Genomic DNA, 11,099 nt, shown 5'->3' with positions numbered 1-11,099 from the left:
CAGGCAATAATGATGACAGCAGATGCCAGACAACCCATGGAAACCGCACAATGACGGAAGCGTTACACGCATCCGCTCAGACGGAGCCTCTCCAATCCGTCCCGGCCGAAAAGGCCGAAGCCATCCACGTCTGGAACCTGCACAAGAAATTCGGCGCCCTTGAAGTTCTCAAGGGCGTTTCGCTGACCGCCAAAGACGGTGATGTGGTGGCGATGATTGGCGGCAGCGGTTCCGGCAAGTCAACTTTTTTGCGCTGTATCAATTTCCTCGAAAACCCGACAAGCGGCGTCATTCGCATCAATGGCGAGGATGTGCAGATGGTCAGCGATGGCCAGGGCGGGCAGTACCCCGCCAATCGTCGCCAGATCGAACGTATCCGCAGCCGGCTTGGCATGGTGTTCCAGAATTTCAATCTCTGGCAGCACATGACCCTGATCCAGAACGTCATCGAAGTGCCTGTTCATGTGCTTGGCATGAAGCGCGACGAGGCCATGGCCATTGGCGAGCAATTGCTTGAACGGGTTGGACTTTCGGCCAAGCGCGATGTCTATCCTGCCTATCTCTCCGGTGGTCAGCAGCAGCGCGGTGCCATTGCCCGCGCCCTTGCGATCCAGCCGCGTGTCATGCTGTTCGATGAGCCGACATCGGCGCTCGATCCGGAACTTGTCGGCGAAGTTCTGAAGGTTATCGGTGATCTCGCCAAGGAGGGGCGAACCATGCTTCTGGTGACGCATGAGATGAAATTTGCCCGGGAAGTGGCGAGCCATGTCATGTATCTCCATAACGGCATTGTCGAAGAAGAGGGACCACCGGAAGAATTGTTTGGATCACCAAAATCTGAACGTTTGAAGCAGTTTATTCGCACTGTTTCATAAATTGCATGAAAAAATACAGGGAATAATCCTGGGGAACAAGAAAACAAATGGAGTTAAAAATGAGAGCTTTCTTGAAATCAGCGGTTGCTGCCGCTGTGCTGGTTGCCGGAATGGGTGTCGCCAGCGCCGAACAACTCAAGGTAGGTATCGCTGCTGAACCCTATCCACCTTTTGCCTCGCCCGATGCTTCGGGCAAATGGGAAGGATGGGAAGTCGATATTGCCATGGCAATCTGCGCTGAGGCCAAGCTTGACTGCGTGATAACGCCCGTCTCGTGGGATGGCATCATTCCGGCTTTGACCACCAAGAAAATCGATATGATCGCCGCTTCCATGTCAATTACCGCCGAGCGCGAGAAGACGATCGATTTTTCCGACAAATATTACAACACCCCCACGGTCATCCTCGGCTCCAAGGACATCAAGATGGATGCTACGCCAGAAGGATTGAAGGGCAAGGTCATCGGTGTGCAGGTTTCAACAATCCATCAGGTCTATGTGAAGAAGCATTTTGGCGCGACAGCCGCTGAAATCAAGGAATACCAGACGCAGGATGAGGCCAATCAGGATCTGGCCGCCGGCCGCATTGATGCGACACAGGCCGATGCGCTGGCGCTCGAAACGTTTGCCCAGACCGATGCGGGCAAGGCCTGCTGCGAGATCAAGGGCAAGGTTGCACCCGATCTTGAAGTTCTGGGACCCGGTGTCGGTGTTGGTCTGCGCAAGGGTGATACGGAGCTGAAGACCAAGATCAATGCCGCCATCAAGGGCATCCGCACCAATGGCAAGTATGACGAGATTTCAAAGAAGTACTTCAACTTCGATGTGTATGGCGGGTAAGCCGCTGGCTGGAGCGGGTGTTTGCCTGCTCCGGCTTTTTCATATCCGTCCATGACGTAAGTCTACACAATGCACCCAATCCCTTGTGGAGAGGAGATGGCCGATGGTTAACCCTTCAGCGTGTTCTTTGCATGAACGGAGTGCGTGGTTCGACAAGCTCACCATGAGGGAGAGCGAGGATGCAACGATAGTCACCAAAGTTGCAGAACTTGGCTCCGTGCAACCACCACTCTCCCTCATGGTGAGCTTGTCGAACCACGGCATACTAAATCTGCAACCAGCGCTAATTCCCTCACCGGGATATGGGTGCATTTCATTGCTTTGAATCGAGGATCGCTTGGCCGACGCATCGATTATTCCAGCTGGTATAGCCGGCATGTTTGATCTTCTGTCTCCCAATCCGCCGGGTTGGGGTGGCAATCTGCTGCGTGGTCTGGCGAATTCGCTGCAGATCGCCGTGGGTGCCTTTGGCATGGGATTGCTGATTGGCACATTCGGTGCCTATGGCAAGCTTTATGGCGGGCCACTCGTTCGCGATATCGCGGCGATCTATACGACTATTGTGCGGGCGGTGCCGGAACTGGTGTTGATCCTGCTGCTCTATTATGCGGGCACCGACATGATCAACCGTATACTGGAATGGCTTGGCTATCAGCGCGTTGATATTAGCGGGCTGGTTGCGGGCATCGTGGTGCTCGGCTTCGTGCAAGGTGCCTATGCCACGGAAGTGCTGCGCGGGGCTATCAAAGCCATTCCGCAGGGGGAAATCGAGGCGGCGCGGGCCTATGGCATGTCGCCAACGCTGATGATGCGCCGCATTACCTTGCCCGCCATGCTGCCGCATGCACTGCCGGGGCTTGCCAATCTGTGGCTGATATCGACCAAGGACACGGCACTGCTCGCCGTTGTAGGTTTCAGCGAACTCACGCTTGTGACCCGTCAGGCAGCGGGCACGACAAAGGCCTATTTCCTGTTTTTCATCGCAGCGGGCGTTCTTTATCTCGCCATCACGTTGTTTTCCAACCTCATTCTAGCCAAGGTCGAGCAGTGGGCGCGGCGCGGCATGCCTTCGGTCAAGGAGGCACGGTGATGACAGAAACGCCACTTGAAGCGCCCATCGAGACATTCCCGATCCACAAGGACAGCGACACGAGCGGGCAGGCACGCAAACTGCCACCGCATCGCATTGTGCTGATCCTGATTGGTGTTGCGCTTGTCGCTTCGGCCATATTCTTCATGCGCTGGGACTGGCTGCCCAATTATGGCGATCTGATCTTGCAAGGCCTGTGGCGCACGATCTGGATACTGATTGTGACCGTGATCATCGGCTTCCTGCTGGCTGTACCGCTTGGATTGGCACAAGCGGCGGGCCCGGCAATCCTTGCCGTGCCGGCACGGGTGTTCTGCACGGTCATTCGCGGCACGCCGCTGCTCCTGCAACTCTGGCTGCTCTATTACGGGCTGGGTTCACTGTTTCCGCAATATCCATGGATACGCAGTTCCGAACTTTGGCCGTACTTGAGACAAGCATGGCCCTATGCGGTGCTGGCGCTCTCCCTGTCCTATGCGGGTTATGAGGGTGAGGTCATGCGCGGCGCGTTTGCCGGTGTGCCCAAAGGGCAACTGGAATCCGCCCGCGCTTTCGGTATGCGCCGTTTCACGATTTTTCGTCGCATCTGGCTGCCGCAGGCCATTCACCGCGCTTTGCCGACACTGGCGGGTGAGGCGGTATTACAGCTGAAATCAACACCACTTGTTGCCACGATCACGGTTGTTGATCTCTATTCGGTGGCATCGCGCGTAAGACAGGATACGTTCATCACCTATGAGCCGCTTTTGCTGCTGGCCGCTGGCTATCTCGTCATTACCGGCATCATTGTCTTTCTCTTCCGCCGCTTGGAAAAGCTCATACCATCAAGGCTGGGATGAGACTTTTTCACGGTGACGCAAATGACCGAACATATGTCGCAAGTGTTTGGTCCGCATAGCCGGACAGATGCGCATAGTATGATACAAAGGAACACCTCGCAAAAGACGAGAAAATGGGATTCATGTTTTCACCGGGTGGTCTGCCCGGTGTGCATTGGTCATTGTCGCCAAGACAAATGACCGGGTCTGTTTTCCGCTCCGCTGCAGGAACGAAAGATGGTAATGCGGACAGTCGAGACTTTTCAGCACAAAGTGAGAGAAGAAGCCGATCTGGGCATTGTTCTGCCCGATGGCTGCCGCCTCTCGGCCCGGGTCTGGATGCCCGAAGACGCAGTTGAAAATCCGGTTCCCGCCATTCTCGAATTCCTGCCATATCGCAAGCGCGATGGCACCACGGCGCGCGATAATCTCACCCATCCATATTTTGCCGGACATGGCTATGCCTGCCTGCGCGTCGATATGCGCGGCAATGGCGATTCCGAAGGGCTGATGGAGGACGAATATTCGGTTCAGGAACTCAATGATGCCTGCGAGGTGATCAAATGGATCGCCGCACAGCCCTGGTCATCGGGCAAGGTTGGCATGATGGGCATTTCCTGGGGCGGGTTCAACTCATTGCAGGTGGCGGCTTTGCAGCCCGAAGCGCTGAAAGCCATCATCACGCTCTGCTCGACGGATGACCGCTATGCCGATGATATCCACTATAAGGGCGGATTGCTGCTGAACGAAAATCTGGGATGGGGCGCGACCATGCTCGCCTATTCCTCGCGTTCGCCCGATCCGCTGCTTGTTGGCGACAAATGGCGCAGCATGTGGCTCGACCGGCTCGATCACGAACCGTTTCTGCCTGCGACCTGGCTGATGCACCAGACGCGCGATGCCTATTGGAAGCGCGGTTCAATCTGCGAGGATTTCTCCGCTGTCAAAGCCGCCACATTGGCGATTGGCGGCTGGGGTGATGGTTACAAGAACGCCGTACCGCGCCTGATGGAAGGCATTACTGCGCCGGTCAAAGGCATTGTCGGGCCGTGGGTGCATAAATATCCGCATTTTGCCGTGCCCGAACCGCGCATCGGCTTCCTGCAGGAGGCCTTGCGCTGGTGGGATCGCTGGCTGAAGGACATCGATACGGGCGTTGAGAATGATCCTGCTTATCGCGGCTATCTGATGGATTCCGTCCGTCCGAAAAGCTGGTACACGGAACGCCCCGGTTACTGGATTGCCGAGCCGCAATGGCCATCAAAGACCATCCGCAATGAAGTGCTTCATCTGACTGCCGAGAAATCTCTGGGTAACAAGCCCGTCAAGGAATTTGCCCATCTTATCGCGTCACCGCAGGATTGCGGCATGATGGGCGGTGAATATTGCGCCATCTGGCTTGGTCCGGAACTTCCCGGCGATCAGCGCCGCGATGATGCGCTGTCCGTCTGTTATGATGGTGCTCTGCTTGAAAAGGCTGTCGATATTGTCGGCGCAGCTGAAATCACGCTAACGCTTTCCAGCGACAAACCTGTCGCCATGGTTGCCGTGCGCCTGTGCGATGTACACCCGGATGGTGCGTCGACACGCATCACCTATGGTGTGTTCAATCTCTGCCATCGCAACAGCCATGAAAAGCCGGAAAGCCTGACGCCGGGTGAAGAAGTCAAAATCCGGTTCAAGCTGGATGACATTGCCTACCGTGTTCCTGCCGGTCATCACCTGCGCATTGCCGTTTCATCGAGCTATTGGCCAATGGTCTGGCCGTCGCCCGAGACCGTCAGCCTGACGCTGCATGGGGGCAGGCTGGATTTGCCATCACGCGATCTCGCAAATCGTGACGAATGGACTTTTCCGGAGCCGGAAGCAGCGTCGCCATGGCAACTCGACACCTTGCGCAAGGGCACAAACAGCCGCCTGATCGAACATGATCAGGTCAGCGGCAAGATCGTTCTGTCGATCATGGATGATTTTGGTGAAGCACGGGACAAAGAGCATGGGCTGATCCATGGCAGTGTTGCGCGCGAACGCTGGGAAATCCATCCAGACGATCCGCTTTCCGCCTATGGCGAGACTCATTGGACGGAACTATCCGGCCGCGATGAATGGCGTGTCCGTACAGAAACGTTCACCACGATGCGGTCAGACAAGCAGAACTTTCATCTGACAGGCCGCATTGAAGCCTACGAAAATGACGAACTGGTTTTCGAGCGAAATTTCGCCGAGACCATCGCGCGTCAACACATCTGATTGCTGGAGGTTATAGTCAAAAGTCACGTTGACGGTTGAAATTCACGGGTATCAAGTCGCATAATTCACAAAAACCGAATTTGGGCGCCATGCGTTCCAAGCAACAAAAGGGGAATGGGTATGTCAAAAGAACTCGATTATCTGAGCCGCAAGGTCGCACGCGGACATTTGTCGCGCCGTGATTTTCTTGGCCGCGCTGCCGCTCTCGGTGTCACCACCGTTTTAGCCAATTCATTGCTTTCCAGTGCGGCTCTGGCCGAAGGCCCGGTTAAGGGCGGTACGCTGAAAGCCGGTATGCAGGGTGGCGCTTCGACCGATAGCATGGACCCGGCAACATGGCAGAGCCAGGTTCCCTATAAATTCGGCCGCCAATGGGGCGAGCAGCTTGTTGAAATTCAGGCCGATGGCACGCTCAATCCCAAACTTGCCACAGAATGGGGCTCGACACCCGACGCCAAGGTCTGGACCTTCAAGATCCGCAAGGGTGTACAGTTCCACAATGGCAAGGAAATGACGGCTGATGACGTCGTTGCCACAATGGAACGCCATTCCGATGCCAACTCGAAATCCGGTGCGCTTGGTGTCATGAAGGGCATCGATAATGTGAAGAAAGACGGCGATACCGTTGTTTTCACATTGAAAGAGCCTAATGCCGATCTGCCGTTCCTGATGGATGACTACCATCTGATGATCCAGCCCAATGGCGGTAAGGACAAGCCGAATGCCGGTATCGGCACCGGGCCTTATAAGGTCGTCAAGGATGAGCCGGGCGTGCGCCATATCGGCGAGAAGTTCGCGAGCTATTGGGACGGCGATAATCGTGGCCACGCGGCGCAGATCGAAATCATCGTCATCAATGATGCCACCGCCCGCACTGCCGCGCTGCAGTCCGGACAGGTTCATATGATCAATCGCGTTGAGCCGAAGATTGTTGATCTGGTTAAGCGCGTTCCCGGTGTGACCATCCAGAACGTGGCGGGCAAGGGGCATTATGTGTTCATCGCCCATTGCAACACAGCGCCGTTCAATAATAACGACCTGCGTCTCGCCCTGAAATACGCCATGAACCGCGAAGACATGGTGCAGAAAATCCTGCGCGGTTATGGTTCGATCGGCAATGATTTCCCGATCAACAAGGCCTATCCGCTGTTTTCGGATGATATCGAACAGCGTGCCTACGATCCTGACAAGGCAGCTTTCCACTTCAAGAAATCCGGCCATGACGGTTCGGTGCTGTTGCGCACATCCGATGTTGCCTTTCCGGGCGCCATCGATGCGGCACAGCTATTCCAGCAGAGCGCGGCAAAGGCTGGCATCAAGATCGAAGTCAAGCGCGAACCCGGCGATGGTTACTGGTCAGAAGTCTGGAACAAGCAGCCATTCTCGGAATCCTATTGGGGTGGCCGTCCGACGCAGGACCAGATGTATTCAACCGCCTATCTTTCGACCGCAGACTGGAACGACACACGCTTCTTCAATGAAAAGTTCGACAAGACATTGATTGCAGCGCGCGCCGAGCTGGACCCTGCCAAGCGCAAGCAGATGTATCGTGACATGTCGGTGACTGTCCGTGACGAGGGCGGTGTGATCGTGCCGATGTTCAACGACTTCATTGATGCGACCAGTGCCAAGGTTGGCGGCTGGGTAAAGGACGGCAATCAGGAAATGAGCGGTGGCTATGCCTTGTCCCGCTGCTGGCTGATGGCCTAACGGATGAGCGGTCCTGTCCTCAAACTGGTGGCCCAACGCATAGTCATGGGCCTTCTCCTTCTTCTGGCAGTCTCGGTGCTGATTTTTGCAGGCACCCAGATATTGCCGGGCGATGTGGCGCAATCCATTCTTGGCCAGTCGGCCACACCGGAGGCTTTGGCAAACCTGCGGCGTGACATGGGGCTGAATGATCCGGCCTATATCCGCTACCTGCATTGGCTTGGCGGCATATTGACCGGTGATCTCGGCACGGCGCTATCCAGTGGACAGGACATTGCGACGTCGCTCAAAGGGCGGTTATGGAACACTTTGTTCCTCGCTTTCTGGGCGGCTGTTGTCTCGATCCCCTTGGCAATCGCGCTTGGCCTTCTGGCCGTGCGCTATCGCAATGGCTGGGTGGACAAGCTCATTTCGGGCCTTGGACTTGCCTCCACCTCGCTACCTGAATTTTTCACCGGCTATCTGCTGATCTATTTCGTTGCCGTGCGCCTGCAATGGTTCCCGAGCGTTTCAACCGTTTATGACGGTATGCCGCTCGGCGAACGGCTGAGCGCCATTGCCCTGCCAGTCACGGTCCTGACATTGGTGGTTCTGGCGCACATGATGCGCATGACCAGAGCTGCCATCCTCAACGTCATGCAATCGGCCTATATCGAGACGGCGGAGCTGAAAGGGCTGACGCCGCTTCAGATCATCACCCGCCATGCCTTTCCCAATGCCATTGCGCCAATCGTCAATGTGGTGATGCTCAATCTGGCATTCCTTGTTGTCGGTGTGGTCGTGGTCGAAGTTATCTTCGTCTATCCCGGCATGGGGCAATATCTGGTGGACCATGTGGCCAAGCGCGATGTGCCTGTTGTTCAGGCCTGCGGGCTGGTTTTCGCGGCTGTCTATATCACCCTCAATATCATTGCTGACATCGTGGCGATTGTTTCCAATCCCCGCCTCAGACATCCCAAGTGAGGCCGCGCCATGTTGAACGTTAAAAACATTCCCATCAGCGCCTGGATCGGTCTGATCATCACTGCCATCTTTCTGTTCGCGGCGATTTTCGCGCCATGGGTTGCCCCATATTCCGTTGGCGAGACCGTCGGCGATGTCTGGGAACCCATGTCGGCCAAATATTGGCTCGGTACGGATAATCTTGGTCGTGACCTGCTTTCGCGCATGATCTACGGCGCGCGTATCACCATCTTCATTGCTGCCATGGCAACGGCTCTGTCCTTCATTCTGGGATCGGTGCTTGGCTTTGCTGCTGCGGTTATCGGCGGCTGGTTCGATCAGCTCATGTCGCGCTTTGTCGATCTGATCATGGCGATCCCGACCCTGATCTTTGCGCTTGTCGTGCTCTCGGTTCTACCAGCCAATATCACCACGCTGATTTTCGTCATGGGGCTTCTCGATGCCACTCGCGTTTACCGGCTGGCGCGGGCGGTGGCTGTCGATATCAATGTCATGGATTTCGTCGAGGCGGCAAAGCTGCGCGGCGAGGGGCGTATCTGGATTATTTTCCGCGAAATATTGCCCAATGCACTGACACCGTTGATTGCCGAACTTGGCCTGCGGTTCATCTTTGCTGTGCTGTTTCTCTCAGCGCTGTCGTTCCTCGGCCTTGGTGTTCAACCGCCGGATGCGGATTGGGGCGGTATGGTCAAGGAAAACAAGGAAGGGATTGTGTTCGGCATTCCCGCCGCGCTTATTCCGGCTGCCGCCATCGCTATTCTATCGATCTCCGTCAATCTGGTTGCGGACTGGATTCTCAACCGAACCACCAGCTTGAAGGGAGGGCGCGGCAATGGCTAAAGCCCCTGCTAAGGACAAGTCAGGCCCTCTTCTCGATATCCGTAATTTGAGAATAGAAGCCACCAGCTACCCGCCCGGCGAACCGCCACGCAATGTGGTGATAGTCGATGATATCTCGGTGAAGGTTGAACGCGGCAAGGTGCTGGGTCTGATCGGCGAATCTGGTGCTGGAAAGTCCACCATCGGTCTTTCGGGCATGGGCTATGGGCGTGGTGGTGTCCGTATCACCGGCGGCGAAGTGCTGCTCAATGGCCGCGATATCCTCAAAGGCGGCGCAAAGACGCTGCGGCAAATCCGTGGCCGCGAAGTCTGCTATGTCGCGCAGTCGGCGGCAGCAGCTTTCAATCCGGCACGCAAGCTGATGGATCAGGTGATTGAAGCGGCGCTTCAGCATAAGATCACCACGCGCGCTGAAGCGGAAAAACGTGCGGTTGGCCTGTTTAAAAAGCTGGGCCTGCCGAACCCCGAAACTTTCGGCCAACGCTTTCCGCATCAGGTATCAGGCGGGCAGTTGCAACGGGCGATGACCGCCATGGCGCTCTGTTCGGAACCGGATCTGATCGTCTTTGATGAACCGACCACCGCGCTTGATGTGACCACCCAGATTGACGTGCTTGCTTCGATCAAGGATGCCATTCACGACACGAACGTCGCCGCGCTCTACATCACCCACGATCTTGCCGTTGTGGCGCAGGTCGCCGATGACATCATGGTGCTGCGCCACGGCAAGATGGTCGAATATGGCGACACCCGCCAGATCATCAAGCAACCGCATCAGGAATATACGCGCCAGCTGGTTTCGGTGCATCACATCCCGCATCAGGAAAAGACAACCGAGGGCACGCCCATCCTGTCCGTGAAGAACATCACGGCCGCCTATGGGGGCGGGCTGGTTAAAGTTCTGAAAAATGTCTCGGTGGACCTCCATCTCGGCCAGACACTCGCGGTTGTCGGCGAATCCGGCTCGGGCAAGTCGACACTCGCACGCGCGATCACCGGCCTTCTGCCGCCGATGGAAGGCACGATCACCTTTGATGGGCGCACGCTTTCACCGCGTCTCGCCAATCGCACCCGCAACGATCTGCGCGAATTGCAGATGATCTATCAGATGGCCGACGTGGCGATGAACCCGCGCCAGACCATTGGTACGATCATCGGCAGGCCACTCGAATTCTATTTCGGTATGCGCGGCAAGGAACGCGACAAGCGTATTGCCGAACTGCTGGACAAGATCGAGATGGGCAAGGGCTTTGCCGACCGCTATCCCGCCGAACTGTCAGGCGGACAGAAACAGCGCGTGTGTATTGCCCGGGCTCTTGCCGCCAAGCCGAAGCTGATCATCTGCGATGAAGTGACGAGCGCGCTCGATCCGCTCGTGGCCGATGGCATTTTAAAGCTGCTGCTTGATCTGCAGGCGGATGAACACGTGGCCTATCTCTTCATCACCCACGATCTTGCCACGGTAAAATCCATCGCCGATGCCGTTGCCGTCATGTATCGCGGCGAGGTGGTGCGCTATGGCCCGAAATCGCAGGTGCTCAAACCACCATTCGATGCCTATACGGACCTGCTTCTATCATCGGTTCCTGAGATGGAATTGGGCTGGCTGGAAGGCGCGGTGAAAAACCGTCGCATGGCGAGTGCGGGGAATTAGGGTCCGCTTTCATTTGGTTTGGGGAGATCACAACCGTTGCAGAATATAGCTCCCTCTAAC

At 56.3% G+C, this 11,099-nt stretch carries 9 protein-coding genes; all 9 read left to right on the top strand.

The window, feature by feature from the left end:
* Window positions 1-50: 50 nt before the first annotated feature.
* The 9 genes from FHW17_RS18055 to FHW17_RS18015 all read left to right on the top strand — a co-directional run bounded on the left by FHW17_RS18055 (window position 51) and on the right by FHW17_RS18015 (window position 11,039).
* Window positions 51-875: an ABC transporter ATP-binding protein gene (locus tag FHW17_RS18055; protein ID WP_112529230.1), complete on the top strand. Its 825-nt coding sequence runs from the start codon at window positions 51-53 to the stop codon at window positions 873-875.
* 59 nt (window positions 876-934) lie between these two features.
* On the top strand, window positions 935-1,714 hold the full coding sequence (locus FHW17_RS18050) for a transporter substrate-binding domain-containing protein (protein ID WP_112529232.1): 780 nt from the start codon (window positions 935-937) through the stop codon (window positions 1,712-1,714).
* A gap of 376 nt (window positions 1,715-2,090) precedes the next feature.
* Window positions 2,091-2,804, top strand: a complete 714-nt coding sequence (locus tag FHW17_RS18045) for an ABC transporter permease (RefSeq protein ID WP_112529309.1) — start codon at window positions 2,091-2,093, stop codon at window positions 2,802-2,804.
* Window positions 2,804-3,643, top strand: coding sequence for an ABC transporter permease (locus FHW17_RS18040; protein ID WP_112529234.1), 840 nt, complete (start codon window positions 2,804-2,806; stop codon window positions 3,641-3,643). The genes FHW17_RS18045 and FHW17_RS18040 overlap by 1 nt, the downstream gene beginning before the upstream one ends.
* Window positions 3,644-3,865: 222 nt before the next feature.
* On the top strand, window positions 3,866-5,872 hold the full coding sequence (locus tag FHW17_RS18035) for a CocE/NonD family hydrolase (protein WP_182510515.1): 2,007 nt from the start codon (window positions 3,866-3,868) through the stop codon (window positions 5,870-5,872).
* 120 nt (window positions 5,873-5,992) lie between these two features.
* Window positions 5,993-7,582 (top strand): ABC transporter substrate-binding protein, encoded by a 1,590-nt coding sequence (locus tag FHW17_RS18030; protein WP_182510462.1) that lies wholly within the window; start codon window positions 5,993-5,995, stop codon window positions 7,580-7,582.
* A gap of 3 nt (window positions 7,583-7,585) precedes the next feature.
* Window positions 7,586-8,545 (top strand): ABC transporter permease, encoded by a 960-nt coding sequence (locus FHW17_RS18025; RefSeq protein ID WP_091884631.1) that lies wholly within the window; start codon window positions 7,586-7,588, stop codon window positions 8,543-8,545.
* A gap of 9 nt (window positions 8,546-8,554) precedes the next feature.
* The gene (locus FHW17_RS18020) at window positions 8,555-9,385 is read left to right on the top strand and encodes an ABC transporter permease (protein ID WP_112529236.1); all 831 of its coding nucleotides are present in this window, start codon (window positions 8,555-8,557) and stop codon (window positions 9,383-9,385) included.
* Window positions 9,378-11,039 carry an ABC transporter ATP-binding protein gene (locus FHW17_RS18015; protein ID WP_182510461.1) on the top strand — a complete coding sequence of 554 codons (1,662 nt, stop codon included), beginning with the start codon at window positions 9,378-9,380 and terminating at the stop codon, window positions 11,037-11,039. Before FHW17_RS18020 ends, FHW17_RS18015 begins: the two co-directional genes overlap by 8 nt.
* The last annotated feature ends 60 nt before the right edge of the window (window positions 11,040-11,099 follow it).

Origin of the sequence: Phyllobacterium sp. P30BS-XVII, assembly GCF_014138335.1 — a bacterium.
Lineage (GTDB): Bacteria > Pseudomonadota > Alphaproteobacteria > Rhizobiales > Rhizobiaceae > Phyllobacterium > Phyllobacterium meliloti.
Note: the sequence above shows the minus strand (reverse complement) of the source record. Positions and strands in the feature narration are given on the sequence as shown.

What these genes read in the sequence shown, in the direction of transcription:
- FHW17_RS18055 (WP_112529230.1), top strand. Translation starts at nt 51, where the DNA reads ATGACGGAAGCGTTACACGCATCCGCTCAGACGGAGCCTCTCCAATCC.
- FHW17_RS18050 (WP_112529232.1), top strand. Translation starts at nt 935, where the DNA reads ATGAGAGCTTTCTTGAAATCAGCGGTTGCTGCCGCTGTGCTGGTTGCC.
- FHW17_RS18045 (WP_112529309.1), top strand. Translation starts at nt 2,091, where the DNA reads ATGTTTGATCTTCTGTCTCCCAATCCGCCGGGTTGGGGTGGCAATCTG.
- FHW17_RS18040 (WP_112529234.1), top strand. Translation starts at nt 2,804, where the DNA reads ATGACAGAAACGCCACTTGAAGCGCCCATCGAGACATTCCCGATCCAC.
- FHW17_RS18035 (WP_182510515.1), top strand. Translation starts at nt 3,866, where the DNA reads ATGCGGACAGTCGAGACTTTTCAGCACAAAGTGAGAGAAGAAGCCGAT.
- FHW17_RS18030 (WP_182510462.1), top strand. Translation starts at nt 5,993, where the DNA reads ATGTCAAAAGAACTCGATTATCTGAGCCGCAAGGTCGCACGCGGACAT.
- FHW17_RS18025 (WP_091884631.1), top strand. Translation starts at nt 7,586, where the DNA reads ATGAGCGGTCCTGTCCTCAAACTGGTGGCCCAACGCATAGTCATGGGC.
- FHW17_RS18020 (WP_112529236.1), top strand. Translation starts at nt 8,555, where the DNA reads ATGTTGAACGTTAAAAACATTCCCATCAGCGCCTGGATCGGTCTGATC.
- FHW17_RS18015 (WP_182510461.1), top strand. Translation starts at nt 9,378, where the DNA reads ATGGCTAAAGCCCCTGCTAAGGACAAGTCAGGCCCTCTTCTCGATATC.